We start from the raw sequence: 25,304 nt of genomic DNA on the forward strand, positions 1-25,304 counted from the left end.
GCGGTCAACAAGCTATGGTTGCGGTGGCTATTGCGTTTCATCGTTTGGCTCTTGGTACATTTCTATAGCGGCATCCACGATCTTATAGCCTGCGTCGGCAAGATCAGTTTTGGTGCTTTCTGTCTTAATCGTTCCAGAAACCCAAACAGGCTCATAAACCCGTTCCATACCAATGCTTTTGCCCGTTTTGGGTTTAACCAACAGCGTTTGGCTCAAGGGCGGAGGGGGCAGATGGATACATGCGCCAAAATAAGGCACTAATAAAAAATCACCGACCATCCCGTTGCTTTCGTCTATTTCCAACGGTGCAACAAAGCCGGGTAATTTGATTTTTTTACCATTCATTGCCGGATTGACTGGCGCAGTGTTTAACTCAGCCTGCATTTTATCCATGACAGCTTCCTCGGCGGGATCACCTTCCGGGATGGCATCAATTTGGGGTTGGTATTTTTTTACGATGTCTTCCAGCCCATGTCCCGGTAATTCCAGGTCTTCCCAAGCAATTTGCGGATATTCACCAGTTTGTGAGGTGGTTTTAGCCCCAGAACCAGTCAATTGTTGGATCTTCGTTCCAAGTGCGGGAGCATCTGCTGGCAACGTTGCTGCTTCCGATGCCTGCTCTGCATTTGTGGCTGTTTCAGTATCACAACCCGATAGGAACAGAAAAAAACCGATCAATAAGCAATGGTTGGCTTTCATAGCGGCATGGATTCATTAACGACTACGTTAGATGACACGGTATCCACCTCAAAATAGAAGCAATTTGAGCGCAACGTATGGCACGATGCGCCACCTTGTTGATCTACCTGACACAATAGGGCATCGCCATCACAATCAATGCGCATGAGTTTGAGCGTTTGGGTATTGCCACTGCTTTCCCCTTTAACCCAAAACGCTTGCCGGGAACGTGACCAATACGTCATTGCTCCCGTGGTCAGCGTTCTGCGGATAGATTCCGCATTCATCCAAGCCATCATCAATACCTTACCCGTATCGTATTGCTGGGTAATCACTGGAATCAGCCCTTGCTCATTGAAGGCTAGATTCCCCAGAACAGTATCCAGCGGAAATCGAGTTTCACAAGGGCTTGGCTCAATCGACTGGAAAAAAGCTTTTGACATAAATCTGTTACCCCGCAAACTGCCGCTGCTGGATTTCACGGTAGGCTTGCGCTTCCAGACTCAAGGTTGCCGCAGGGCGTGCCAACAAACGCGGCAAACCAATCGGCTCGCCGGTTTCCTCACAATACCCGTAGTTGCCGCTGTCAAGGCGTTCCAACGCCTCATTGATCTTTTTCAGCAATTTGCGCTCGCGGTCACGGGTACGCAATTCCAGCACATGTTCTTCTTCCAGCGTGGCTTGATCTGCCGGGTCGGGCAGCAATTCGCTCTCACGCAGGGATTGCATGGTCTCTTCGCCGCGCTCCAGAATCGCATTTTTCATGTCTAGCAACATGCCCCGAAAGAAAGCCAGTTGCTGCGCATTCATGTAATCTTCTGGCGACATCGCCAGTAATTCAGCTTCCGTCATCGTTACCCCCACACCGGAATTGGATCAGGAAAGCGTTTCCAGCCTTCCAATCCCAGTTGCATTTCGTCATCGGTTAGCAGTGCGCTATCCAGTGCAGCGGTAATCCGCGCCTGATCCAGCCCTTGCCCGATGAACACCAGTTGCTGGCGGCGGTCGCCATAATCGCCCTCAAATTGCGCCAGAATGTGTTCACGGTATTCCGCATCATCCGGCCAATCATCGCGGTGTACCGCTGCCCACCAGAAACCCGCCTGACCCAGCCGCAACAAACCACCCGCCTGCGACCATTCACCCGCGTTGTGATGGCGGGTTGCCAGCCAGAAATAACCTTTGGAACGCAGCAATGTGCCGCCGCGCAAACCATTGTCCAGCACATCCGCCAAACGTTCAGGGTGGAATGGGCGGCGGGCGCGGTACACGAAACTGCCGATACCGTATTCCAGCGTTTCAGGGTTGTGCGTGCCGCGTAACTCCTGCAACCAACCGGGAGCTTGCTCAGCGCGTTCAAAGCTGAAACGCCCAGTATCGAGGATTTTATCCAGCGGTGCTTGCCCAAACGTCACGGGGATAATCTCGGCTTCGCGGTTGAGTTGGCGTAACGCATGTTCGAGACGGGCGCGTTCTTCAGAGGAAACCTGATCGGCTTTGTTGAGCAAAATCACATCCGCAAATTCCACCTGATCGACCAGCAATTCTGCCACGCTGCGCTGGTCATCTTCGCCCAAGGATTCGCCGACTTCTTGCAAGGAACGGGCGCGATCCAGTTCACGCGGGAAATTGGCAGCATCTACCACCGTCACCATCGTATCAAGGCGGGTAATGTGGGATAGCGATTGCCCATTTTCATCTTCAAACGTAAAGGTTTCAGCCACGGGCATCGGTTCGGAAATGCCGGTGGATTCGATCACCAAATAATCAAACTTGCCCTCCTTCGCCAACCGCCCGACTTCCAACAACAAGTCTTCGCGCAAGGTGCAGCAAATGCAACCGTTGCTCATTTCCACCATTTTTTCTTCGGTGCGAGACAATTCTGCACCGCCGGAACGCACCAGTTCGGCATCAATATTCACCTCCGACATATCGTTGACGATGACGGCAACGCGCTTGCCTTCGCGGTTGTTGAGGATGTGGTTGAGCAAAGTGGTTTTGCCTGCGCCTAAAAAGCCGGAGAGAACCGTAACAGGCAGGCGAGTATCAGGTGCTGTGAGCATTGCTTGCATGTTGGAATCCTTATTGCAACTAAATTGCATTGGATTGTAGTGTTGCCCTTGGCTATTTGCAATTAACTTGCATGTTTATTGCGGCAATCAGGGCAACGCCCTTGCAGGTTCAGTTCCACCTCGTCGATCTGGTAGCCGCCCGGTAAGGCAAACAGCAAGGTGGGCTGCAAATTTTCCAAACAAAATACCTGCTCGCAATCCTTGCAATGGAAATGGGCGTGCTGGTGGGGTACTCCCGCTTGTGCATTGTAACGACAAGTGCGGTCTGCCCCAGGGATCTTGTGTGCTAACCCCTGCTCCACCAACCAGTCCAAGGCGCGGTAAAGGGTCACGCGATCAACAATCAAGCCTTGCTGGAGTGCGGTTTGTTCGATTTCCTGATGGCTCAGGGCGGCATTGGCATTGAGCAAAATGCCCAGCACCCCGACTCGTGCAGGCGTTACTCTGCCTTGAGTCTGTTGGAGCAGGGTGCGGGCGGCGATTTCACCGTCGGGAAGCGGGTTGGATGGGGTCATATTTGCCACTCGTTAGCGTCGATATTTTGCAACAGTATTGCATTTATCTCCTCAATGCACGTACCATTTGCCCCATTATAAACGTTCAAGCACCAACGGGGTGAAGATATGCAACTGACACAAACGACTTTGGCTATCGCCATTGTTGCTGCACTGGCAGCACCGACCGCTTTCGCCGAAACCACCACAGGCAACGCCATCAAGGATACCCTCAAACCCAGCGCCAACTGGGAAGGTAGCCTGATTGTCGAAGGCATCTATTTCGACAGCAACAAAGATGAAGCCGCCCACGAAGAAGGTGAAGAAGAACACGACCACGAACATGCCCATTTACCCGGCTTCCCTTCCGGCGGACATGATCACGGTATGCGTGAAGGCTTGCACACTGGGCATATCGAAGCGGTGGTTTCCGGCAATATCAACGACAAACTCAAAGCCCGCGTGACCACTGGCATTATGGAGACTGAGGATGAAGGGCTGGAAATGGAACTGGAAGAAGCTTTCGTCGAAACCCAAGGATTGGGCAAGGGTGTGACCGTCAAAGCCGGGCGGTTTTTTTCGGATGTCGGCTATCTGAGCAGCAAACATAACCACGAATGGGATTTCGCCGATAATCCTTTGGTTTACAAAGGCATGTTTGGCGGGCATACCAATGATGACGGTGTGCAGCTCAGTTACGTCGCCCCTACCCAGCAATTTGTGCAAGTGGGGACAGAACTGTTCAAAGGCGATAAATTTCCCGCTGCTAATAGCGATGATACGGTTGGGGCAGCCACCGTATTCGCCAAAACCGGCGGCGACATTGGCACGGATCATAGCTGGCAAGCCGGAATCGGTCACTGGCGGGCAGACAGTATCAACGACCGCGAAGGCGAATTGCATTCCCATACGCGAGCCGATGGTTCAATCCATGCCGCGACTCCCAGTTTTGATGGCAAAAGTAGCATCAACACCGTTAACGCCACTTACAAATGGGCACCGAATGGCAATGCTCAAGAACGTAACTTCAAGCTACAAGGCGAATATTTCCAGCGTGATGAATCCGGCAAGATCGACCTCGTAAAACCGGATGGCGGTTTGGAACGCACCCTCGATTACGACGGCAAGCAGGACGGTTTTTACGTGCAAGGTGTCTACCAGTTCCGTCCACACTGGCGGGTCGGTTTGCGCCATGACCAACTGGACAGCGATAACACCCTGACGCAAGCCAACGGGAAAGCAGCAACCGACCATCAAGTCGAAACCACAGGGCTTGCCACCGAAGGGCATACCCCCAAACGCAATACCCTTATGGTGGATTACACCCCGCGTGAATACAGCCGCTTACGCTTGCAGTTCAACGAAGACAAGAGCACGCCGGAAACCGACCAGCAAGTGATGCTGCAATACACCCACAGCTTCGGTTCGCACGGCGCACACGGTTTTTAAGGAGTCCGCATGAAACGTTTCATCCTCGCTGTCAGCCTATTGTGCAGCAGTGCACTGGCACACGCTGACCTGAAAATCTTTGCCTGCGAACCGGAATGGGGTTCATTGGCGCAAGCACTCGGCGGCGACAAAGTGAGCGTCTATAACGCCACTACTGGCTTGCAAGACCCGCACCATATCGAAGGTCGCCCCAGCCTGATTGCGCAAGTGCGCAATGCTGATCTGCTGGTGTGTACCGGTGCAGAACTGGAAATTGGTTGGTTGCCGATCCTGTTGCAAAAATCCGGCAATGCCAAAGTGCAGGAGGGGCAACCAGGGTCATTCATGGCAGCGCAACAGGTGCAATTGCTCGATATTCCCGTGAAGGTTGAGCGCAGCGATGGCGATGTCCACGCCGACGGCAACCCGCACATCCAGACCGACCCGCGCCGCATTGCGCAAGTTGCCAAAGCACTGGCGGAACGCATGGCACAACTGGATACCGCCAATGCCGCGCATTACCAGCAAGGTTACACCAACTTCAACACGCGCTGGCAGCAAGCGCTGCAAGGCTGGGCAAACAAGGCAGCCAGCTTACGCAGCACGCCAGTGGTGGTGCATCACAAAAGCTGGGTCTACCTGCAAGATTGGCTCGGTTTGAAGGAAGTCGCCACGCTCGAACCCAAACCCGGCATTCCTCCTACCACTGCACACCTGACGAACGTGTTGCAGCAATTGCAAACCACGCCTGCCAAATTCGTGTTGCACTCGGCTTACGAAAACCCGCGTTCGGCACAATGGTTGTCAGGCAAAGCGGGGATTCCGGTGGTGATGTTGCCGTCTACGGTGGGTGGCACACCAGCGGCGACGGATTTGTTTACGCTGTTTGATGACATTATCCAACGCCTGACCAGCGTGCAGGGGTAACGGATGGATTGGGCATTGCAGCTTTCCATCCTCGCGCCTGCATTGGTGGCAGGCTTGCTGGTATTGGCAACGCATATCCCGCTGGGGCGGGAGGTGTTGCGGCGCGGCATTATTTTCATCGACTTGGCGATTGCACAAATCGCTGGCTTGGGGGTGATTGCCGCGCATACGCTGGGCTGGGAAGTGCATGGCTGGGCAACGCAGGTGATTGCGCTGAGTGCGGCATTGGGCGGGGCGGCATTGCTGGGCTGGGCAGAAACGCGCTGGCAACACCAGCAGGAAGCCTTGATCGGGATCGTGTTTGTGTTGGCGGCGACGGGTGGCTTGCTGTTGCTGGCGAATAATCCGCACGGTGGCGAACATTTGCGGGAATTGCTGACCGGGCAAATTTTGTGGGTGAACTGGGCAGATTTAGTGCCGTTGGCAGTATTGGCGGGGGTGTTTTGGCTGGTGGTGTGGCAGTTTCCGCACTGGTTGCCTCGGTTGTTTGCGCGGCGCACTTTTTATCTGGTGTTCGCGGTGGTGATTACGTTTTCGGTACAAATCGTCGGGGTGTATTTGGTGTTTGCCAGTTTGGTGATTCCGGCATTGGCGGTGATGGGCAAAGCGCAAGAGCAGCCTGCGTTGCTTCCGGCTTTTGGGTTGGGGGTGTTGGGGTATGCGGCGGGGATTGCGGTGTCGGCGTGGCTGGATTTGCCGACCGGGGCGAGTATTGTGTGGTTTCTGGCACTGGCGGGGTTGGGGTATCGGTTAGCAAGCAAGGCTTGACAATACGCAATGCAACTGACATTCGTGACATTTATACTTTTAAAAATACCGTGAAAAATAAACTTAATCAATCTTAAATCAGGAGAAAACCCATGTTGAAACCGATCAGTTACCTGTTACTTTCTGCTGCCCTTGTGGGTGTCGCTGTTGCCGATGATGCCGCCAAACCAGCCCCTGCACAGGCTATGCCTGCTGCTACCGCAACCGCACCTATGGATGCCGAAGCTGCCGCCAAACAACAGGCGATGCAAAACATGAAGCACGCTAACCCGCTACCGAATTACATGGTGACCATCAAGAAAAACCTTGATGAACTGAAACTAACCGATGATCAAGTCATGCAGGTGGGTGCTTGGTTCAAGGATAATAGCGATAAAGCAGCAGAAGCAGCCAAAAAAATCGTCGAATCTGAACAAGCGTTGGCAGAAGCCTCCATGAGTGGGGCAAGTGAAGCCGACCTGATGAAGCAGTTTGATGAAATAACAGCGATGCGCCGCGCTTTAGCTGAACAAAAAACCAAATGCCGCGACCACATGCAAACCATTTTGACCCCGGAACAGTGGGCGCAAGTGGTTAGTCTGCAAAAAGCCTCTATGACCAGCAAATAACAGCTCCTTAGCATCTCCACATCAATCGCGTGAAATGCCGCAGTAAAACGTGTCATTTCACGCGATTAGATCACCACTAGAACCACCAACCCTTTGATAAAAATCAAAAAAATATTTGGCGCGATATTTGCTCTATAGCGTCACGATCAATATTGAGTTTTATCAAACCAAAAGGTGGACGCATGAAACAAACAACATCATTGAAAACCGGACTGGCTGTAGCTGGCGCTTTATTCTTGACTGCCTGCGGTGGCGGCTCTAGCAGCAGTGACACCACCAGCACTGCCTCCACCGCAGTAGCGGCAACCGCCACCACCACTAGCCTGACTATCCCCTTCGCAGCAAAAGCCGGAACAACCAGCATCAGTTGCGATGCCACCCTGACCGGGCTGGGTTCATCCGGTGATAGTGGTAAAGTCAGTGATTTTGCCTTCTACATCCACGACATTATGCTGAAAACCAGCGATGGCAAAAGCGTCAGCACTACCTTGGATGACAACGCTTTCCAAGACCCACAATACGGCGTAGCGATGTTAGATTTCCAAGACAAAACGGATTCCTGTAACGGCGCGGTCAAAACCACCAACAAAGAAGTCAAACTCAAAGCAGCCGTTGACCCCGCTACCGTCACGGGCATTGAATTTATCGTCGGTGTACCTTCCACTGCTAACCACCACAACGCCAGCACTTCGCGTGCGCCTTACAACCGGGCGGGGATGTTCTGGGCTTGGCAGTCTGGTCACAAATTTATGCGCTTGGATATTAACCCCACCGCCTTGGTGACAAAACTGGATAGCACCACCACCAAAACCTTCAATCTGCATCTGGGTTCTACCGGCTGTTCTGGCGACCCAACCACCGGCGCAGTCGTTACTTGCACTAGCCCTAACCGCCCCACCGTCAAATTGGAAGGTTTTAAGGTAACAGGTTCAACCACTAGCACTGTCGTGCTAGATTACGCCAAAACCATCGCTGGAACGAACATCAACATTGACACGGGTAGCGCCATTGGCTGTATGTCTGGACAAGACGACAAAGATTGCCCCGCTATCTTCGGCAATCTTGGCTTGGCACACAGCCTTGGCAGTACCACCCCCGGCTCACAACAGGCATTCTCTATTCAGTAACGGATGAAACCAATCAATTTTTTACAGACCACCGCCAGCGTAGCCCTTATCACGGGCTGCGCCTTGCTGTTGAGCGGCTGCCCAGAAAAGGACAGCCGCACGACCATTAACACTGGCGATGGTACAACCTTCGCCAGCCGTGATTTTATCTGGAACATTCCCGCCGATTATCCGCTGCCGGTCGTTCCCATCACCAACGTGCTGACCGAAGAGAAATTCCAACTCGGCAAGCACCTGTTTTATGACCGGCGCTTGTCGGGCAATGGCACACAAGCCTGTGCTTCTTGCCATGTGCAATCCTTAGCATTTTCGGATGGCGCTATCCGCCCGTTGGGGTCAACGGGTGAAATGCACCCGCGTCATTCCCAAGCCTTGGTGAATATTGCCTATAACGCTTCCGTCAATTGGGGAAATCCCACCACTGTCACCTTGGAACAACAAGCGCCTGTGCCGCTGTTCGGCGAATTTCCGGTGGAACTGGGCATCAACGACGCCAATAAAGACGAAGTTCTCGCCCGCTTCAAAGCCGAACCGCGTTACGCCGACCTGTTTGCCAAAGCGTTTCCGGGGGAAGCCAGCCCGATCCATTTCGATAATATAGTCAAGGCGTTAGCGAGTTTTGGGCGGGGTTTGAACAGTTTCAATAGCCCGTTTGACAAGCATGAAGCAGGCGATACCACCGCCTTATCTGCTCCCGCCCTACGGGGGATGCGGCTGTTTTTCGATGAGAAAACCGAGTGTTTCCATTGCCATGATGGTATGAATTTCACCCAATCGTCGTTTGATCGCACCCAAAGTTTCGCCAGCGCGGTGTTTTTCAACAATGGGCTATACAATATTGACGGCAAAGGTGGCTACCCCGAAGGCGGCGAAGGCATTTATGAAATCACCGCTAAGCCAGAAGACATGGGGCGTTTCCGTCCCCCTACTTTGCGCAACATCGCCTTGACTGCGCCTTATATGCACGATGGCAGCATTGCCACGCTGGAAGAAGTCGTGCGGCATTACAATGATGGAGGGCGCAATATCACCAGCGGCGCGAATGCCGGGGATGGGCGGCTGAATCCCAACAAGAGCAGTTTCATCCGCCCCATCGGTATGACTGAGCAAGAAATACAGGATATGGTCGCCTTTCTGGAAAGCCTCACCGACCGCGACTTTGTGACCAACCCACGTTTTGCCAACCCTTGGGAATAAGCCATGCTCCGTACTGTTACAAGTTTCGCCTTACTGGCATCACCCTTGGCGGGATTCGCCCACACCGACGAACACAAGCACACACCCGATCCGACCACGACCACCGAAGTCGGCGCGGCTGCCAGCATGACTTGGCATTCGCAAGGCGCGGCAGACAGTGACGGGCTGTGGCGCATTCCCGGTGTGATGATGGGCGGGCATTCCTTACCCGTTGAAAAAGGCGGCAAGCTGGACGATGCCATCCTGTGGGGTTCACACCGTTTGGGCGAACGCACCACCGTCAGCGCCAAAGCCGGGGTACACAATGACGGCACAACCAGTATTGAACTGGAAAACCTAACGCTGGATTACCAACCGAATACGCCCAAACCCATTACCGTCAGCGCGGGTTTGCTTGAACCGGCGTTTACCCCCTCCGCACACCATCACCCCAGCACCGACACCTTTGCGGAAAGCACCTTGCTGGCGGATGCGTTCTGGGGCAGAAGCATTCATGACACGGGCGTGCGCGTCGCAGGCAACCCCACTGCCAACACCGAAGTCGGGGTCGAAGTGTGGAACGGTGACTTTTTCCCTGCCAGCAAGGGCGAAGGGGCGCAGGATATTTACGCCAAATTCAACCACGAACGCGCAGGCTGGGATTTAAACGGCGGCGCATGGGCGATGCAGGCGAATGCGGCTAAACGTAGCGATGACCGCTATTTTTCCACCGACCATTCTCACACCCCCAGCGGCGTTACGTTAACTGATGTGCAATTCAGCGGCGATACCCAAATGGCTGGTACGTGGTTTGCTGTTTCTGCCCCGGTAACATCTGGCGGCATCAAAGCAGGCTTGCGTTACGAAGCCGCCCAAGCGCAATCCAGCGGTACACTGTCGGATACCACCCGCACCGCCAGCTATGATAGCGATCACTTGGCCTATGCAGTCACTCCCAGTTTGGAATGGCGCAAGCTAAAACTCAGTTACCGGCTGGAAAAACTGTCACTGGAAAACGACCTGAGTGGTAATGGTGCACAAGTGTTAGCTGAAGAAGCCAACCTGATCACTGCTGCCAACCCCAAGCGCGAAACCGTACAAGTGAATTGGCAACTCAATAAAAAAATCGGCGCACGGTTGGCGTATACCCAAGACAATACACTGGCGGGAAGCGATGATCGGGTCAGTGTTGGGCTGGTGTGGCAGGACACCTTATACAAAAAATAGGCCGCGTTATTCCACTCATGCAGTGTCCAACTGCACTATAGTTAAAGAGATGCACGCATCTATGCTGCATTTCTATCAGCGAGGGCAACACCATGAAACAATTATTAGCCAGTGCGTTACTGTTCACTGCGACAGCGAGCGTGCAAGCCACGGTTTCCGAATACACCGAATTTTTTATCCCTTACGAACGCACGCAAAGCGGTTACGTGTGTTTAGACGAGCAGCTCATGGAGGCTGAATTCGGCATCCCCTTAGCCAGCTTGATGGAAGGGATTTTTTCCGAAACCAAAACCCTGCACCAAGTATTAGGTGGGACAAGCACTTATCAAAACATCAACTTATTGGTGAATGGCACGACCACGATTCCCTACATTTACAACTTTGACCGTTACACCAGCAGCGGGGTGTTTGAATATTCCTTCACACTGGATATGGCAGCATTTAACACCTTAAATGGCGCAACCGTTGCCGGGCGGCAAAAGACCAAAAACACCGCGAAATTGGCGCTCATTGCGATGCTCAAAACCGCAGAAGCCATACACGGCGCAGGTAATTTCAGGGTGTGGGTAAAGTTCAATAACTTGCCATCACAAACGGGTTTGAGCGGGAGTCTGGTGCACAGCGGTGGCGTGGATTGGCCTACCTGGCCTTATACCGCATCGAGCAGCATTTACAGCACGTATCGGGCAGAGATGCTTGCAGCCGGGTGTTAATCACAAACAAGCACTGCGCAAACGGGCTTCCACCCGCAATGCGGTCATGCGCTGGGTATCCGCGATGGCGGGATATAGGTGAAAATGTGCCGCCACTTCCTGCGCGTAACGACTCGCCAATTGCTCCACCCGCTCGCGACTTTCCAGTGATAATGCCTGCAAGGTCAATAAACGGGGCGCAAGCCGCTGTAAGTAACGGGCGCACAAATCTTGTTCTGCCACTTTTGCCCAAGTTTCACGCAATAACAGCGGCGGAAAATGACTCGCCGCCAGCACGTCGCTCACCCCCTCACCAGCGGCATTCAACGCCTGCCCAGTGCCATCCGCTGCCCGCAAAAACCATTGCGCTTGCGGATTTTGCCCCGCGCAATATTTCACCTGTTGCTCCAACCGGTAACTGAGTGGGGGCAGCCCACGCCGCGCTTCTTCGGGGGTATTATCCAGCTCTAATTGGCTGGCACTGATGCATTTCCATGCGGGGTGAATGGTGGCTTGGCGCATTTCCTGCGGCTGGCGGCAACTGGCTAATAAAGCCAATGGCTGGCGTGTTCTGTCTTCCAGCAACCAAAATTCGTAATAATCGTCTTGTGGCAAGGGGACTTGCGCCGTTTCTAGCGCGGCGACAATCACCCCATGCGCAGCTTCCACCGCAGAGCGGTCAATACTGGGGTCGAGCGGAAAAGGTTTGAAACCGGCGCTACGTTCCCAACGTCCGATTCGCGCATAGCCGATACCACGCGGGGTGGTGCATTTAAACTGAAGCTCCCAATCCACGCCATTAAAACTTAAGGCACGAATCTGCTCATTCGCCACCACCTGCAAAACGCCATTGAAAGGATTGTGTAAGCGCTTTGCGTAAGTATCCATGGATTAACCTGCGTTAGGATTCGGACGGGGTTTTCTGCGCCGCTGTTCACCACCGCCACTTTGCTGACGGCGATTATTGTCTTGCCCGTGATGCGCAACCCGTTCACGCTGACTGCGCGGCGGACGGTGCAGTTCACTTGGCAGCAATTCCGCATTAATTCGCGCAACCGGCAACGGCTTGCCGGTATACGCTTCAATATCCGGCAAATAAAACGCGGTATCTTCACACGCAAAACTGTGTGCTTCGCCCGATGCACCAGCACGCGCAGTACGCCCAATGCGATGCACGTAATCTTCTGCCACTTGCGGCAAATCGAAGTTGAATACGTGCGACACATCAGGAATGTGCAACCCCCGTGCCGCCACGTCGGTCGCAATCAATACCTGAAAATCACCCGCTTCAAACGCCTGCAACAGCTTTTCGCGCTTATTCTGGCGCACATCGCCGGAAATCAAATCGGACGTAATGCCATTCGCCCGCAAATAATCGTCAATCTTTTCAGCAATGTGCTTAGTATTCACAAACACAATCGCCCGAAACGGCTGAAGCTTACGGATTAACCCAATCAACAACGGAATTTTTTCATCATTTGCAGGGAAATATACGTGTTCAGCAATATTATCCGCGCCGACCGATTCGGTTTCGATTTTCACCTGCTGCGGGTTATTCATGTGCTCGTAAGCCAATTCCAAAACGCGCTGCGATAAGGTCGCGGAAAACAACATATTCAAGCGCTTTGCCGGTGGCGGCAATTTGTGCATCAAATAGCGCACATCCTGAATAAAGCCCATGTCAAACATACGGTCGGCTTCATCCATGACCAACGCTTGCGCGTGTTTCAGGGTAAACACATGCTGCTTGTAATAGTCGATAATGCGCCCCGGCGTGCCGATCAATACGTCGACTGGCGCTTCAAATTGGCGGCGTTGTTTGTCGTAACCCGCGCCCCCGTAGACCAGCACCGAACGCAAGCCGGTGTGTTTACCCAATTCTTCCGCATCCCGCGCAATCTGAATCGCTAATTCGCGCGTTGGCGCAAGAATCAAACAACGCACACTGCCTGCCGCTGCACCCGGTAGCGGATTTGTCAGCAAATGCTGAAAAATGGCGACCAAGAATGCGCCCGTTTTCCCCGTACCCGTCTGGGCTTGCCCAGCAATATCCTGCCCTGCCAAGGCCAATGGCAAGGTTTCCACCTGAATACGCGAGCAAAACTCAAAGCCTGCTTCTGTCAGCGAGGCCAATAAGCGCTCATCCAGCGGGAAGGTATCGAAACGTGTTTGACTTAAGTAAAAATTTTCCATTGCGTGAGAATATCACAATGAATCAGCAAGTCAGCACAAAAAGCACGACAACTTTACCGGATTTTTCAAGAAAACCTTAGATAACCCTATATTGTCGACAGGCTTTTATTAATATGTCGACAATGTTGCTATTTATCAGTAAATTTACACGTAAATGTATTCTAATAGTCAACATCGTGCGCTATCATTCTTTGCCTTCTTACCGTTCATATGACACATTGTCGACACTATACGGCGCTACCGGAGGCGTAATATGAGTACAACTGCTACACTGGCACAACACCTTGCCAGTACGTTGGGGCTTAAAAACACCAATAACCTTTACTGGAACCAGTCTTCCCCGGTTCTCTACGAACAAGCCCTCAACCGCAGCGAAGGCAAAATCAGCGAAGATGGCGTCTTTGTCGCCTACACGGGTACATTTACGGGTCGCGCCCCCAATGACAAATTCATTGTGGATGACGCTGGCTCACACGATAAAGTGTGGTGGGGCAAAGTCAACAAATCACTCACCGAAGCACAATTCGACCAAGTATTGGCAGATGCCCTTCAGTTTTTGGAAGGTCGTGAATTATTCGTCCAAGACTTGCTGGCAGGCGCGAGTGAAGCCGACGAATTGCCAGTACGCATTATTTCGCAATACGCTTGGCACGCCCTGTTTGCGCGGAATATGTTCATTCGCCCCGACGACTTGAACCGCACCTTAGGCGTAGCTGAACCCAAATTCACCGTCATCCACGTACCGGATATGCAAGCCGACCCGGAAAAGCACGGCACGCATTCGGGCGCATTCGTGCTCTTGAACCTGACACGCGGGCTGATCTTGATTGGTGGCACGCATTACGCGGGCGAAATCAAGAAATCCATTTTCTCGGTGCTCAACTATTTGTTGCCACAGCGCGGTATTATGTCGATGCACGCTTCTGCCAATGTTGGCAAAGATGGCGATGTGGCGATTCTGTTTGGCTTGTCCGGCACGGGTAAAACCACGCTCTCGGCAGACCCAAATCGCGCCCTGATTGGCGATGACGAACACGGCTGGAGCGATAACGGCGTGTTCAATCTGGAAGGCGGTTGTTACGCCAAAGTGATTAACTTGTCGGCAGAACAAGAGCCGATGATCTACAAAACCACCCAAACCTTCGGCACGGTGCTGGAAAACGTGGTGATGGATCAAGCGACCCGCAAGCTGAATCTGGACGACAATAGCATCACTGAAAACACCCGTGCCAGTTACCCGATTACGCAAATTCCGGGCGCGTTATACCCCGGCAAAGCCGGTCATCCTAAGCACATTATTATGCTGACCTGCGATGCGTTTGGCGTATTGCCACCGATTTCCAAGCTCACCACTGAGCAGGCGATGTACCACTTTATTTCCGGTTACACCGCCAAAGTCGCGGGTACAGAAAAAGGCGTGACGGAACCCACCGCGACCTTCAGCACGTGCTTTGGTGCGCCCTTCATGGCGTTGCACCCCTCGGTGTATGCGGACTTGCTCGGTGCGAAAATCAATGAACATGGCGTATCTTGCTGGCTGGTCAATACCGGCTGGACAGGCGGCGGCTATGGCGTGGGCAAACGCATGAATATTCATCATACTCGTAGCATGGTGAATGCCGCGTTGAATGGGGATTTGGATCAGGTTGATACCCGCCGCGATGCGATTTTCGGTTTGAACATCCCGGTTTCGTGCCCGGATGTGCCGTCCGACGTATTGGAACCGTCATCGACATGGGCGGATAAAGCGGCATATACCACGAAAGCGACCTATCTGGCGTCACTGTTCCACAAGAACTTTGCGCAATACAGTGCGGGTGTTTCTGCTGCTATTTGCGCGGCTGCGCCATTGCAAGGCAAGGAATAATGCCTCACGCCCTTCTCTCGCACGGGGAGAAGGGCTTTCCGCCGTAAAATCCGCTATAGTGTGCTCTTAACCCCTGACCCCAAGAGCCACCCCATGCCCGCTTCTTTCGCGAATTTGAACCTGCCACCCCAACAACTCGCCAATCTAGGCAACTTGGGTTACAAACTGATGACGGGGATTCAAGCCAAAGCTCTGCCCCACGCTTTACAAGGCGCTGATTTAATCGGGCAAGCCAAAACCGGCAGCGGCAAAACCGCTGTGTTTGCGATTACCTTGCTGGCAAAACTAGACCCGCAAAATTTCGCCGCGCAAGCCTTGGTACTCTGCCCGACCCGCGAACTCAGTGCGCAAGTCGCCACCGAAATCCGCCGCTTGGCACGTTACCAGCCCAATATCAAAGTCGTGACCTTAACCGGTGGGCAACCACTTGCCCCGCAAGCTGCATCCCTAGAACACGGCGCACACGTTATTGTAGGCACACCGGGGCGCATTAACGACCACATCGGCAAACACACCATCGAACTCAGCCAAATCCACACGCTGGTGCTCGACGAAGCCGACCGCATGTTGGAAATGGGCTTCATGGAAGACATCGCCAAAATCATCAGCCTCACCCCGAAACACCGCCAGACGCTGCTGTTTTCTGCCACCTACCCCGACGACATTAAACGCCTGAGTGCGCAATTCCAACGCAACCCGATCGAAGTCAAAGCCGAAGCCTTGCACACCGCCGGGGTCATTAACCAGTATTCGTACCTGTGCAATAAGACCGAACGGCTGGCAGCACTCGAAACTTTGCTGGCGCATTACAAACCGCGTTCGGCGGTGATTTTCTGCAATATGAAAGTCGGCGTGCGTGAAATCACCGAACATTTGAGCCAACTCGGTTTCAGTGTCAAAGCCTTACACGGCGAAATGGAACAGCGTGATCGCGACGAAGTATTCGTGCAATTCAAACATAATAGCTTCAATTTGCTGGTCGCCACCGACGTTGCCGCACGCGGGTTGGACATCGAAGACCTGCCATGTGTTATCAACTACGAATTACCGCACGATGCTGACATTTACATCCACCGCATCGGGCGTACCGGACGCGCAGGCAAGGAAGGCATGGCACTCAACCTCCTTACCGATGCCGAACGCCACAAACTGGCTGACATTGGCATTGCGCAGAAAACCGAACTGGACTACGAAGTGATTTCCGCCCTGCCCAAAGCGGCGCTCAGCCCTACTCAACCCGGCAATGTCACGCTGTGCATTGCGGCGGGGCGCAAGGAAAAAGTCCGCCCCGGCGACATCCTCGGCGCACTCACCGGCGAAGGTGGCATTAATGGCAAATCGGTCGGCAAAATCGACGTATTGGAATACGCCGCCTACGTTGCGGTCGAGCGTAGCGCTGCCAAACAAGCGTTGAATTGCCTGCTGAATGGCAAGATCAAAGGGCGTAAGTTCAAAGTCAAATCGCTATGATAACGTTGTGAGGGATGTTTCATCCTCGGCGAAAACCGCTACTATATGTTCCTACTTTGTTTTGTAGAGCGTTAACAAACCTATGAATAGTCTGGAATGGCGCGTCACCGCCTCCCTTGCTGCGATTTATGCGGTACGGATGTTGGGTCTGTTTATGATCCTGCCCGTATTCGCGCTGTATGCAGAAACCTTCCCGGATTCCACCCCCGCGCTGGCAGGCTTAGCCATTGGCATTTACGGTTTATCGCAAGCGGTATTCCAAATCCCACTCGGCATTCTCTCGGATAAAATCGGGCGCAAGCCGGTCATTATCGGCGGTTTGCTGGTCTTTGCCTTCGGGAGCATCATTGCAGCACTGGCATCATCCATGTGGCTCATCGTGCTGGGGCGCATGATTCAAGGCATGGGCGCGGTGGCTGCCCCAACAATGGCACTGGCGGCGGATTTGATTCGTGAAGAACACCGCATTCGCACCATGGGCGTGATTGGGCTAACCATTGGGGTATCCTTCATGCTGGGAATGATTCTGGGGCCGATCGTCAGTCAAGTGGGTGGTGTCCCCAGTATTTTCTGGTTAACCATGCTACTCGCGTTCTTGGGGATTGCCTTGGTGGTATTCGTGATTCCCAACCCTGCACGCACCTTGCAACACCGTGACGCCGGTATCATCAAAGGCTACCTCAGCACTGCGCTTAGTAATGCGGCGTTATTGCGCATGAATGTGGGGGTTTTTATCCTGCATTTGGTGATGACCGCCAACTTTTTGGTATTGCCCACCCTGTTCACCCACGAATTGGGGCTGCCAACGGCGGAACATTGGAAGGTGTATTTGCCGGTATTCATTGGCTCATTCGTGCTGTCTGTCCCGCTGATTATTATGGCGGAGAAACAGCGCAAGATTCGCCCGCTCTTGCTGGGTTGCACCGTCTTGCTGATCGTTGCCGAATTACTCATGGCAGCCGGTCATGCTCAGATCGTGTGGTTGCTGGTGGCCTTTTGGCTGTTTTTCATCGGTTTTAATTTCTTGGAGGCAGTACAACCGTCGTTGGTGGCTAAATATTCCGACGTTAACACCAAGGGAACCGCAATGGGGATTTTCAGCAGCTCGCAATTCTTGGGAATCTTTGCGGGCGGCGCACTCGGCGGCATGGTAAATCATGAGTGGGGTGCAACCGGCGTATTCCTGTTCAGTGCGGTGGTGGTTGGCATCTGGTTATTAGTCGCGCTGCAATTGCCCCAACCGACTTTTTATGCCAGTAAAATCCTGAAGCTGGATCCGCTGCTGTTTTCTGACCCGCAACGCTTGCACACCGAATTGCTGGCTGTCGCTGGCGTAAAGGAAGTCGCCCTCGCCGCCGAAGAATGCATCGCTTATCTGAAAATCGATAAGACCGCGCTCGATCAGGCGGGCTTGGATGCATTCTCACCCGCTTCAGCGTAGAATCTCGCGAAATATTGACATAAGGAACGAACATGGCAAATGGTATCAACAAAGTCATTCTGGTCGGCACGGTGGGCAGAGACCCTGAGATGAAATACATGCCCAGCGGTGACGCAATCGCCAATATCAGTGTCGCCACCAGTGAATCATGGAAAGACAAAAATACCGGCGAGAAGAAAGAAGCCACTGAATGGCACAACGTGACTTTTTACCGAGGCTTAGCCAAAGTCGTTGGTGATTATGTTCGCAAAGGCCAATTACTTTACGTCGAAGGCAGCCTGAAAACCCGTTCGTGGGAAAAAGATGGGCAAAAACACTACCGCACCGAAGTAAACGCCACCGATATGAAAATGCTGGGCGGGCGTCCCGGTGGCGGCATGGGTTCGGGCAATTACGACGACTCATCCGCCGCCCCCGCGCAACGCAGCAGCAATCAAGGCGCTGGCGGTGGTTACGGCGGCGGTGCGCCATCTGCTCCGGCGGACAATGCCTCCAGCCGTGGCTTTGAAGACTTTGATGACGACATCCCATTCTAAGCAGTATCTAGGGCATACCCTTGCCTAAGCTGGTCTTGATGCCAGTAGGCAAGTAAACCCTTAGTCTCTACAATATTTCTCAGTGCTTGTACTGGAGAGCGCGTAAGACGCCAGCTAGGAGGAATGCAAGCACATAACAATGTTGTGACAACCTATTTGTAAAATGACACAACACTAGAATTACAAGAAATACCTCAGAGCCACCCCTAAAGGTGGCTCTTTTTTTGTTTAGTTCTCAAAGCCTTGACCAATCCACGCCGTCAGCGTTTCATGGAACATCACATCGGTCAATTCCTCGATAATCGCCGCTTCAATGTCTTCCGCTTCGTGATCCTGCACTTCGGTTTGCGCCGTTTCCAGCATTTCGGCACGGACTTGCGCCAAATACGCCAAAATTTCTTCCGCTTCGGTGCGTTCAATCGGCAGCATTCCAAAACTAAAAATGTTCTGGTTATTCGGCAGCTTTAGTAAACGCGACGCAATGCAAATATTGGTGGGAATATTGGTCGCATCCAACTGTGCCAACACGCTTGGCTCATCCGAACCTAGACGGCGCACTTCCACTTTTTTACCGACTTTGCCAACCACTTCCCACAACGCGAGTTCGGAATGTGCAAACGCATCCAGATACTGGCAAGCGAACGATTTATCTTCCTGTTGCACACGAGCACGAATGAAGGCTTCCAGCACACTTTCGCCGTCTTCATTGGTTTCGGTCGTCACAAAATGTTCAAACACATGCGAATGCGCCATTTGCCCTAAGGGTTCTTCGTCAAGATAATCCAGCACTTCATCGCCGGATAATTCCAGCATTTCAGCGGCATAAGCAATCGCATCCGAGAAGACTTCAACCATCCACTCTTCCCACGGCGGGTTAGCAATATAAGCACTCAGCAGTTCCATTGCGCCGCTGACTTGTTGTTCCTGTTCGGCTGTAATCATGGGATAAATCCTTTTTTAATGGTGGTAAACGGTTATTCTACAACAACCCGCGTTCGGCAAACGAGACTACTTGATCGCCGATCACAAAATGATCCAACACCCTGACATCAATTAAATGCAGGGCATCTTTGAGCTTTTGGGTAATGCGCTCATCCGCCTGACTGGGTTCGGCAACGCCGGAAGGATGATTATGCGCGAAAATAATTGCCGCTGCATTGTGATGCAACGCACGGCGCACCACTTCACGCGGGTGTACACTTGCCCCGTCAATCGTACCGCGAAACAGCTCTTCGTACTGAATCACCCGGTGGCGATTATCGAGAAATAAGCAGGCGAATACCTCAAAACGGTAATCGCGCAATTTGGAGGTCAGGTAAAAACGCACCGCTTCAGGGTCACTCAAAGCGTCCCCGCGCCGCATTTTTTCACTGAGGTAACGTTTGGACATTTCCAATACCGCTTGCAGTTGCACGTATTTGGCTTCCCCCATACCGTGCGTTGCACAAAAATTTTGTGCGTCTGCATCAAATAATTGCCGTAAACTACCGAACGTTTGCAGCAGTTCGCGTGAGAGGTCAACCGCCGTTTTGCCCTTGACCCCGACACGCAGAAAAATGGCCAGTAATTCGGCATCGGACAAGGCTGGTGCGCCGCGTAACATCAATTTCTCACGCGGGCGTTCATCAAGAGGCCAGTCAGTAATTGCCATGGGTTTCGCTTTTATTGTTGAGTAGGATTCAAGGGTTTAGAACACAAATTTTATGGCATTCCTTCCTGGTAAGAACATCCTTTTAGGGATAAGTGGCGGTATCGCCGCCTACAAATCCGCTGAACTGACACGTTTGTTAGTGAAAAGCGGCGCAAACGTGCGGGTATGCATGACCGCATCCGCCCAAGCCTTCATTACCCCGCTGACGCTGCAAGCCTTGTCCGGCAACCCGGTGCATACCGAATTGCTCGACCCGCAAGCCGAAATGGGCATGGGGCATATCGAATTGGCACGTTGGGCAGATGTCATTCTGATTGCGCCCGCCACCGCCAATACCTTGGCACGCTTAACCTGGGGCATGGCGGACGATTTGTTGAGTACGGTTTGCCTTGCCTCCACTGCCCGCGTGATTGTTGCCCCGGCAATGAATCAGCAAATGTGGAAACATGCCGCCACCCAGCACAATCTGCAAACCCTGCAAACACGCGGCGTGACGGTGTTCGGCCCGGCGGAAGGTGTGCAAGCCTGTGGCGATACCGGCTTAGGGCGAATGCTCGAACCTGCCGACATTGTGCGTGAACTGGAAACCTGTTGTGCCACCAGTCAATTACTGCAAGGGGTGCGCGTCTTAATCACCGCTGGCCCTACCCGCGAAGCGATTGATCCGGTGCGCTTTCTCACCAATCGCAGTTCCGGCAAAATGGGTTACGCCGTTGCATCAGCAGCGGTCAACATGGGGGCAGAAGTCATGTTGGTTTCCGGGCACGTGGCGTTAGATTGTCCCGCTGGAGTAAGCCGCGTTATCACCGAATCGGCAGCCGATATGCTCAACGCCACCCATGAAGCCGCTAAACAAGCGGATGTATTCATTGCCACTGCCGCCGTTGCCGATTACACCCCCATTAATGTGGCAGACCGCAAAATCAAAAAGAACGCGGCTACCCTTAATCTGGAAATGCAGCGCACCACCGATATTTTGGCTACCATCAAACAAACCTACCCGCACCTGTTCACCGTAGGCTTTGCCGCCGAAACCCACGACTTGATGACCTACGCCCGCAGCAAACTGGAACGCAAAAACATCGACATGATTGCCGCGAATTCGGTGGCGGATGGCAAAGCCTTCGACCAACCCACCAATGCGCTCGAAGTGGTATGGAAAGACGGGCATACCTCCCTGCCTGAAATGGACAAACACGCGCTTGCCACCGCCTTGATGCAATTAGTGGCAGCCCAATACCTGCAACGGAAGCAACCGACACATGACCACGATTGAATACAAAATCCTCGACCCACGCATTGGCACTGAATTTCCCCTGCCTGAATATGCCACCAATGGCTCAGCGGGCATGGATTTACGCGCCTGTTTGGATGCACCGCTGGTATTGAATGCAGGGGATACGGAACTCATTCCAACCGGTATTGCGATTCATATTGGCGACCCAACGCTTGCCGCCGTCATCTTGCCGCGCTCTGGACTGGGTCATAAACACGGGATTGTGCTGGGAAATCTGGTCGGTTTGATTGATTCGGACTACCAAGGGCAATTGTTCATTTCCTGCTGGAATCGGAGTAACGACAGCTTCACCATTCAACCGGGTGAACGCATTGCGCAACTGGTGTTTGTACCGGTGGTGCAAGTCGCGCTGCAATCGGTTGACGATTTCGATCAGTCGCACCGTGGTGAAGGCGGTTTTGGGCATTCCGGTAGGCACTAAACCATGAGTATTCCACAACCGCTCGTTTCTCATTCCTTATTCCGTGCTTACGACGTGCGCGGTGTGTATGCCGACAATCTCACCGAACACAGTGTGCGCCTGATTGGGCAAGCCATCGGCTCGCAATTGCGTGAGCGGGGTGAGCAAGCGGTCGTGGTTGGGCGTGATGGGCGGCTTTCCAGTCCCGCATTGGCGCAAGCCGCCATTGAAGGGTTGATGGCGGCGGGTTGTCATGTCACCGATGTCGGTTTGGTGCCAACGCCGGTGTTGTATTTCGCCGTGCAGTCCGGGCTTGCGCCGCACGGGGTAATGATCACCGGCAGCCACAATCCGCCCGACCAAAACGGCATTAAAATCGTGATCAACGGCGAATGCCAGTATAACGAGCGCATTCAACGCCTGTACGAACGCATTATTCGCGGCGAACTCTGGCATCAGCCCGATGCGGGCAGGTTGCACACCGCCAGTATTCTGAGCGCATACCAACACACGGTATGCCAGCAAATCCACCTGCAACGCCGCCTGCGCATTGGGCTGGATTGCGGCAATGGCGCGACTGCATTGTTGGCAGAACATTTTTTCCGCGATTTGGGTTGCGAAGTCCACCCGCTGTTTTGTGAAGTCGATGGCAATTTCCCCAACCATTCCCCCGACCCGACGCAACCTGCGAATTTGCAAGCGCTGCAAACCTTGGTGCGCGAACAAGGGCTGGATATTGGCATTGCCTTTGATGGCGATGGCGACCGCTTGATTGCAGTCGATGGTAACGGGCATATCCTTTGGCCTGATCGCATCCTTATCCTGCTGGCGCAGGCGGTATTGCCACAACAGCCGCGGCGCACCGTTGCCTATGATGTGAAATGCACCTATCGGCTCGATCAGGCTATCCGTGACGCGGGCGGCATTCCCGGCATGTGCATTAGCGGGCATTCCCTGTTGAAAAAATACATCCGTGAACACAACGCGGTATTGGGCGGGGAATTCAGTGGGCATATTGTGCTGCGCGATCGTGGCATGGAATACGACGATGGCATGTACATTGCCGCCCGCTTGCTGGAAGTGTTATCACAGAAAACTGCTACTCCCGCTCAAGTATTTGCCCGCATTCCCGAAGGTTTCAGCACGCCAGAACACAAGGTTTACTTTGCCTCCTACGAAGCTGCCGGGGTGGCAATGGCGCTATGGATGCAGCATCAGCAATTACAGGCGCAACGCCTGATTACGCTCGATGGAATGCGTGCCGAATACGCCGACGGCTGGGGTTTAGCGCGTGCTTCCAATACCAGCCCCACCATTACTTTGCGCTTTGAAGCCGATACGCCGGAACGCTTAGAAGCCATCCGCGCCCTGTTTCGTGCCGATATTCAACGCCTGCAATTGACCCCGGAGGCATTGCCGTTTTAATCTTGCTCCCCTTACCCTCAAGGATTCTCACCACATGAGCAAGAAACAAAGCAGTTCGCAAGACAATGACCCGGAATTCTGGGACTTGGCAGAGAAATTTATTGAGTTGGCGAATACATCCGTCGACACCAGCGATTTAGGCAAAGTTGGCGCTGCCATGCTGTATGCAGCGGCCCGTTTCAACACCTTCGTGGTTGCCGCCTCCTCCATTGACCGCAAAGAATTCATCGAAGACGCTGACGACACGATGGATTACCTTAGCAAACAATTCCGCCACATGCTCGGCGATAACCTGCGTGATTTCAAAGACAACTACAAGGTCTATATCAAACATGACGACGAACAGCCCGAATAGTACCGCTGCCATTCTGATGGAGGCATTGCCTTACATCCAAAAATATTCCGGCAAAACCATTGTGGTCAAATACGGCGGCAATGCCATGACCGACCCGGCATTGCAACAAAGTTTTGCCCGCGACATCGTGCTGCTGAAACAAGTGGGCATTAATCCCGTCGTTATTCACGGCGGCGGCCCGCAAATCGGCAACTTGCTCAAACAAATTGGCAAGGAAAGCCATTTCGTGGATGGAATGCGCGTCACCGATGCCGAAACCATGGACGTGGTGCAAATGGTGCTAGGTGGGCTGGTCAATAAGCAAATCGTCAATATGATCAATCAGGCGGGCGGACGCGCCATTGGTTTAACCGGCAAAGACGGCAATATGATCATTGCGCAAAAAATGGAACACCCGGAAGTTGACTTAGGGCATGTCGGCGAAGTTATCGAGATTGATGCCAGCGTGGTCAAAATGTTGGAAGAAGACCGCTTTATTCCCGTCATTGCCCCAATTGGCGTGGGCAGAGATGGCACCAGCTACAACATCAATGCCGACATTGTAGCGGGTAAAATGGCGGAAGTTTTAAATGCCGAACGTTTGTTATTGCTGACCAATACCCCCGGTGTACTCGACAAGCAAGGTGTTTTAATCGAAGCGTTGAGTCAGGCGGACATTCAGAACTTGATAGCAGATGGTACGATTCAAGGCGGTATGTTGCCCAAACTGGCGTGTGCTACCGATGCGATTTCAGCAGGCGCGAAAAGTGCCAGCATTATTGATGGTCGAGTGCCGCACGCAGTGTTGCTGGAGCTGTTGACGGATCAGGGCGTGGGGACGATGGTGACGCCTTAAGCAATTTGCTTAAACGCTCTCGGTCTTTTTCATAACGCTGGCGCAGCCGGTCTTGCTCGGTTTGATTTTCCTGCAAGGCATGATCGTAAGCCGCCAGTGTTTTTTCGGCATCTTGAATGTAACCGTTGAGTTTTTCACCTTGCTCAGGCGCTTCGACTTTGCTGGCTTGCTCTCTTACTACCGCTAACTTGGTTTCCAGAGACTCGCGCCGTTCCGCAATGGATTGGGTGTTTTTGTCCAACACGGCTAATTTGCTGTGAAATACGGCTTCCAGTTCCGCTACATCCGCGTAATTAGCCAACAGGTGGTTGTCTTGTTCTTGTTGCTTATTATCCAATGCATCGCGCAATTTTGCCAAGGTCTCGCGGCGTTTACCTGCGGTAAGCTCTGCTTCGCTGGGTGCTCCGGGCACGATTTCAACAGTCATGCCTTGCTTGTTTAACTGAGCGTGACCCTGCTTTTCGACGGAAGGGGGAACAACATCAGAATAATGCACCATGCCTGCGGCATCTACCCAACGGTATAAACCCGCTTGCACGCTGTTAGCGAATAGCAACAAGGCAAATAAAGCAAAGTGCGGTAATAGGGCAATTCGTCTCATGGCGTATAAAAATCTCAAATGATTTGTATACGTGCA

The 25,304-nt window shown here is 53.0% G+C and carries 27 protein-coding genes; 17 read left to right on the top strand and 10 right to left on the bottom strand.

The features are described 5' to 3' along the window. Positions 1-27 precede the first annotated feature (27 nt). The 5 genes from HMY34_RS02105 to HMY34_RS02125 form a co-directional block, all read right to left on the bottom strand. Positions 28-699 (bottom strand): DUF3299 domain-containing protein, encoded by a 672-nt coding sequence (locus tag HMY34_RS02105; protein ID WP_202717557.1) that lies wholly within the window; start codon positions 697-699, stop codon positions 28-30. Further along, positions 696-1,121, bottom strand: a complete 426-nt coding sequence (gene hisI, locus HMY34_RS02110) for a phosphoribosyl-AMP cyclohydrolase (protein ID WP_202717558.1) — start codon at positions 1,119-1,121, stop codon at positions 696-698. Before hisI ends, HMY34_RS02105 begins: the two co-directional genes overlap by 4 nt. Positions 1,122-1,128: 7 nt before the next feature. Continuing rightward, positions 1,129-1,530, bottom strand: a complete 402-nt coding sequence (dksA, locus tag HMY34_RS02115) for an RNA polymerase-binding protein DksA (protein WP_202717559.1) — start codon at positions 1,528-1,530, stop codon at positions 1,129-1,131. A 2-nt stretch (positions 1,531-1,532) separates the two neighbouring features. Continuing rightward, positions 1,533-2,741, bottom strand: a complete 1,209-nt coding sequence (gene zigA, locus HMY34_RS02120; protein ID WP_202719103.1) for a zinc metallochaperone GTPase ZigA — start codon at positions 2,739-2,741, stop codon at positions 1,533-1,535. A 71-nt stretch (positions 2,742-2,812) separates the two neighbouring features. After that, positions 2,813-3,265: a Fur family transcriptional regulator gene (locus HMY34_RS02125; RefSeq protein WP_202717560.1), complete on the bottom strand. Its 453-nt coding sequence runs from the start codon at positions 3,263-3,265 to the stop codon at positions 2,813-2,815. A 108-nt stretch (positions 3,266-3,373) separates the two neighbouring features. Between HMY34_RS02125 and HMY34_RS02130 the strand changes: the two genes are divergently transcribed. From HMY34_RS02130 to HMY34_RS02165, 8 genes are all read left to right on the top strand, one after another. Continuing rightward, the gene (locus HMY34_RS02130; RefSeq protein ID WP_202717561.1) at positions 3,374-4,693 is read left to right on the top strand and encodes a putative porin; all 1,320 of its coding nucleotides are present in this window, start codon (positions 3,374-3,376) and stop codon (positions 4,691-4,693) included. Positions 4,694-4,702: 9 nt separating this feature from the next. Next, on the top strand, positions 4,703-5,599 hold the full coding sequence (locus HMY34_RS02135) for a metal ABC transporter substrate-binding protein (RefSeq protein ID WP_202717562.1): 897 nt from the start codon (positions 4,703-4,705) through the stop codon (positions 5,597-5,599). A 3-nt stretch (positions 5,600-5,602) separates the two neighbouring features. Next, positions 5,603-6,367, top strand: a complete 765-nt coding sequence (locus tag HMY34_RS02140; protein WP_202717563.1) for a metal ABC transporter permease — start codon at positions 5,603-5,605, stop codon at positions 6,365-6,367. Between the two features lie 92 nt (positions 6,368-6,459). Then, on the top strand, positions 6,460-6,975 hold the full coding sequence (locus HMY34_RS02145; RefSeq protein WP_202717564.1) for a hypothetical protein: 516 nt from the start codon (positions 6,460-6,462) through the stop codon (positions 6,973-6,975). 182 nt (positions 6,976-7,157) lie between these two features. After that, complete coding sequence (locus HMY34_RS02150) at positions 7,158-8,102, top strand: MbnP family copper-binding protein (protein WP_202717565.1); 945 nt, start codon at positions 7,158-7,160, stop codon at positions 8,100-8,102. Between the two features lie 3 nt (positions 8,103-8,105). Next, on the top strand, positions 8,106-9,299 hold the full coding sequence (locus HMY34_RS02155) for a methanobactin export MATE transporter MbnM (protein WP_202717566.1): 1,194 nt from the start codon (positions 8,106-8,108) through the stop codon (positions 9,297-9,299). Positions 9,300-9,302: 3 nt separating this feature from the next. Then, complete coding sequence (locus HMY34_RS02160; RefSeq protein ID WP_202717567.1) at positions 9,303-10,505, top strand: hypothetical protein; 1,203 nt, start codon at positions 9,303-9,305, stop codon at positions 10,503-10,505. A 92-nt stretch (positions 10,506-10,597) separates the two neighbouring features. Further along, a complete protein-coding gene (locus HMY34_RS02165; protein WP_202717568.1) occupies positions 10,598-11,218 on the top strand; it encodes a hypothetical protein in 621 nt (206 codons plus the stop codon). On the opposite strand, the gene HMY34_RS02170 is transcribed toward HMY34_RS02165, so the two are convergent. Both HMY34_RS02170 and HMY34_RS02175 read right to left on the bottom strand, forming a co-directional pair. Beyond that, positions 11,219-12,085, bottom strand: a complete 867-nt coding sequence (locus HMY34_RS02170) for a hypothetical protein (protein WP_202717682.1) — start codon at positions 12,083-12,085, stop codon at positions 11,219-11,221. Positions 12,086-12,088: 3 nt separating this feature from the next. Further along, positions 12,089-13,390, bottom strand: a complete 1,302-nt coding sequence (locus HMY34_RS02175; protein ID WP_202717683.1) for a DEAD/DEAH box helicase — start codon at positions 13,388-13,390, stop codon at positions 12,089-12,091. 253 nt (positions 13,391-13,643) lie between these two features. On the opposite strand from HMY34_RS02175, the gene pckA reads away from it, so the two are divergent. The 4 genes from pckA to ssb all read left to right on the top strand — a co-directional run bounded on the left by pckA (position 13,644) and on the right by ssb (position 18,704). Continuing rightward, positions 13,644-15,257 carry a phosphoenolpyruvate carboxykinase (ATP) gene (pckA, locus tag HMY34_RS02180; protein WP_202717684.1) on the top strand — a complete coding sequence of 538 codons (1,614 nt, stop codon included), beginning with the start codon at positions 13,644-13,646 and terminating at the stop codon, positions 15,255-15,257. A gap of 93 nt (positions 15,258-15,350) precedes the next feature. Then, positions 15,351-16,727, top strand: coding sequence for an ATP-dependent RNA helicase DbpA (gene dbpA / locus HMY34_RS02185; protein ID WP_202717685.1), 1,377 nt, complete (start codon positions 15,351-15,353; stop codon positions 16,725-16,727). 82 nt (positions 16,728-16,809) lie between these two features. Beyond that, the gene (locus tag HMY34_RS02190) at positions 16,810-18,168 is read left to right on the top strand and encodes an MFS transporter (protein ID WP_202717686.1); all 1,359 of its coding nucleotides are present in this window, start codon (positions 16,810-16,812) and stop codon (positions 18,166-18,168) included. Between the two features lie 32 nt (positions 18,169-18,200). Next, the gene (ssb, locus tag HMY34_RS02195) at positions 18,201-18,704 is read left to right on the top strand and encodes a single-stranded DNA-binding protein (protein ID WP_202717687.1); all 504 of its coding nucleotides are present in this window, start codon (positions 18,201-18,203) and stop codon (positions 18,702-18,704) included. Between the two features lie 228 nt (positions 18,705-18,932). On the opposite strand, the gene HMY34_RS02200 is transcribed toward ssb, so the two are convergent. Beyond that, positions 18,933-19,646, bottom strand: coding sequence for a hypothetical protein (locus HMY34_RS02200; protein ID WP_202717688.1), 714 nt, complete (start codon positions 19,644-19,646; stop codon positions 18,933-18,935). A gap of 37 nt (positions 19,647-19,683) precedes the next feature. Beyond that, positions 19,684-20,355: a RadC family protein gene (gene radC / locus HMY34_RS02205; protein WP_202717689.1), complete on the bottom strand. Its 672-nt coding sequence runs from the start codon at positions 20,353-20,355 to the stop codon at positions 19,684-19,686. A gap of 52 nt (positions 20,356-20,407) precedes the next feature. On the opposite strand from radC, the gene coaBC reads away from it, so the two are divergent. From coaBC to argB, 5 genes are read left to right on the top strand one after another with little or no spacing between them, the layout of a single operon-like run. Further along, on the top strand, positions 20,408-21,631 hold the full coding sequence (gene coaBC, locus HMY34_RS02210) for a bifunctional phosphopantothenoylcysteine decarboxylase/phosphopantothenate--cysteine ligase CoaBC (protein ID WP_202717690.1): 1,224 nt from the start codon (positions 20,408-20,410) through the stop codon (positions 21,629-21,631). Next, positions 21,618-22,073: a dUTP diphosphatase gene (gene dut, locus HMY34_RS02215; protein ID WP_202717691.1), complete on the top strand. Its 456-nt coding sequence runs from the start codon at positions 21,618-21,620 to the stop codon at positions 22,071-22,073. Before coaBC ends, dut begins: the two co-directional genes overlap by 14 nt. A gap of 3 nt (positions 22,074-22,076) precedes the next feature. After that, complete coding sequence (locus tag HMY34_RS02220; protein ID WP_202717692.1) at positions 22,077-23,477, top strand: phosphomannomutase/phosphoglucomutase; 1,401 nt, start codon at positions 22,077-22,079, stop codon at positions 23,475-23,477. A 34-nt stretch (positions 23,478-23,511) separates the two neighbouring features. Next, the gene (locus HMY34_RS02225; protein WP_202717693.1) at positions 23,512-23,832 is read left to right on the top strand and encodes a DUF3144 domain-containing protein; all 321 of its coding nucleotides are present in this window, start codon (positions 23,512-23,514) and stop codon (positions 23,830-23,832) included. Further along, the gene (argB, locus tag HMY34_RS02230) at positions 23,810-24,667 is read left to right on the top strand and encodes an acetylglutamate kinase (protein WP_202717694.1); all 858 of its coding nucleotides are present in this window, start codon (positions 23,810-23,812) and stop codon (positions 24,665-24,667) included. The genes HMY34_RS02225 and argB overlap by 23 nt, the downstream gene beginning before the upstream one ends. Here argB and HMY34_RS02235 read toward each other — a convergent pair. Next, positions 24,588-25,268 carry a DUF4124 domain-containing protein gene (locus HMY34_RS02235; protein WP_202717695.1) on the bottom strand — a complete coding sequence of 227 codons (681 nt, stop codon included), beginning with the start codon at positions 25,266-25,268 and terminating at the stop codon, positions 24,588-24,590. The two genes, argB and HMY34_RS02235, sit on opposite strands and share 80 nt — an antisense overlap. Between the last annotated feature and the right edge of the window lie 36 nt (positions 25,269-25,304).

The organism is Thiothrix subterranea (assembly GCF_016772315.1).
Lineage (GTDB): Bacteria > Pseudomonadota > Gammaproteobacteria > Thiotrichales > Thiotrichaceae > Thiothrix > Thiothrix subterranea.

What these genes read in the sequence shown, in the direction of transcription:
- radC (WP_202717689.1), bottom strand. Translation starts at nt 20,355, where the DNA reads ATGGCAATTACTGACTGGCCTCTTGATGAACGCCCGCGTGAGAAATTG.
- HMY34_RS02225 (WP_202717693.1), top strand. Translation starts at nt 23,512, where the DNA reads ATGAGCAAGAAACAAAGCAGTTCGCAAGACAATGACCCGGAATTCTGG.
- dbpA (WP_202717685.1), top strand. Translation starts at nt 15,351, where the DNA reads ATGCCCGCTTCTTTCGCGAATTTGAACCTGCCACCCCAACAACTCGCC.
- HMY34_RS02200 (WP_202717688.1), bottom strand. Translation starts at nt 19,646, where the DNA reads ATGATTACAGCCGAACAGGAACAACAAGTCAGCGGCGCAATGGAACTG.
- HMY34_RS02140 (WP_202717563.1), top strand. Translation starts at nt 5,603, where the DNA reads ATGGATTGGGCATTGCAGCTTTCCATCCTCGCGCCTGCATTGGTGGCA.
- HMY34_RS02235 (WP_202717695.1), bottom strand. Translation starts at nt 25,268, where the DNA reads ATGAGACGAATTGCCCTATTACCGCACTTTGCTTTATTTGCCTTGTTG.
- HMY34_RS02130 (WP_202717561.1), top strand. Translation starts at nt 3,374, where the DNA reads ATGCAACTGACACAAACGACTTTGGCTATCGCCATTGTTGCTGCACTG.
- HMY34_RS02145 (WP_202717564.1), top strand. Translation starts at nt 6,460, where the DNA reads ATGTTGAAACCGATCAGTTACCTGTTACTTTCTGCTGCCCTTGTGGGT.
- HMY34_RS02135 (WP_202717562.1), top strand. Translation starts at nt 4,703, where the DNA reads ATGAAACGTTTCATCCTCGCTGTCAGCCTATTGTGCAGCAGTGCACTG.
- HMY34_RS02220 (WP_202717692.1), top strand. Translation starts at nt 22,077, where the DNA reads ATGAGTATTCCACAACCGCTCGTTTCTCATTCCTTATTCCGTGCTTAC.
- HMY34_RS02165 (WP_202717568.1), top strand. Translation starts at nt 10,598, where the DNA reads ATGAAACAATTATTAGCCAGTGCGTTACTGTTCACTGCGACAGCGAGC.
- dut (WP_202717691.1), top strand. Translation starts at nt 21,618, where the DNA reads ATGACCACGATTGAATACAAAATCCTCGACCCACGCATTGGCACTGAA.
- dksA (WP_202717559.1), bottom strand. Translation starts at nt 1,530, where the DNA reads ATGACGGAAGCTGAATTACTGGCGATGTCGCCAGAAGATTACATGAAT.
- HMY34_RS02105 (WP_202717557.1), bottom strand. Translation starts at nt 699, where the DNA reads ATGAAAGCCAACCATTGCTTATTGATCGGTTTTTTTCTGTTCCTATCG.
- coaBC (WP_202717690.1), top strand. Translation starts at nt 20,408, where the DNA reads ATGGCATTCCTTCCTGGTAAGAACATCCTTTTAGGGATAAGTGGCGGT.
- HMY34_RS02125 (WP_202717560.1), bottom strand. Translation starts at nt 3,265, where the DNA reads ATGACCCCATCCAACCCGCTTCCCGACGGTGAAATCGCCGCCCGCACC.
- HMY34_RS02190 (WP_202717686.1), top strand. Translation starts at nt 16,810, where the DNA reads ATGAATAGTCTGGAATGGCGCGTCACCGCCTCCCTTGCTGCGATTTAT.
- HMY34_RS02160 (WP_202717567.1), top strand. Translation starts at nt 9,303, where the DNA reads ATGCTCCGTACTGTTACAAGTTTCGCCTTACTGGCATCACCCTTGGCG.
- HMY34_RS02150 (WP_202717565.1), top strand. Translation starts at nt 7,158, where the DNA reads ATGAAACAAACAACATCATTGAAAACCGGACTGGCTGTAGCTGGCGCT.
- pckA (WP_202717684.1), top strand. Translation starts at nt 13,644, where the DNA reads ATGAGTACAACTGCTACACTGGCACAACACCTTGCCAGTACGTTGGGG.
- argB (WP_202717694.1), top strand. Translation starts at nt 23,810, where the DNA reads ATGACGACGAACAGCCCGAATAGTACCGCTGCCATTCTGATGGAGGCA.
- HMY34_RS02175 (WP_202717683.1), bottom strand. Translation starts at nt 13,390, where the DNA reads ATGGAAAATTTTTACTTAAGTCAAACACGTTTCGATACCTTCCCGCTG.
- HMY34_RS02170 (WP_202717682.1), bottom strand. Translation starts at nt 12,085, where the DNA reads ATGGATACTTACGCAAAGCGCTTACACAATCCTTTCAATGGCGTTTTG.
- hisI (WP_202717558.1), bottom strand. Translation starts at nt 1,121, where the DNA reads ATGTCAAAAGCTTTTTTCCAGTCGATTGAGCCAAGCCCTTGTGAAACT.
- zigA (WP_202719103.1), bottom strand. Translation starts at nt 2,741, where the DNA reads ATGCTCACAGCACCTGATACTCGCCTGCCTGTTACGGTTCTCTCCGGC.
- ssb (WP_202717687.1), top strand. Translation starts at nt 18,201, where the DNA reads ATGGCAAATGGTATCAACAAAGTCATTCTGGTCGGCACGGTGGGCAGA.
- HMY34_RS02155 (WP_202717566.1), top strand. Translation starts at nt 8,106, where the DNA reads ATGAAACCAATCAATTTTTTACAGACCACCGCCAGCGTAGCCCTTATC.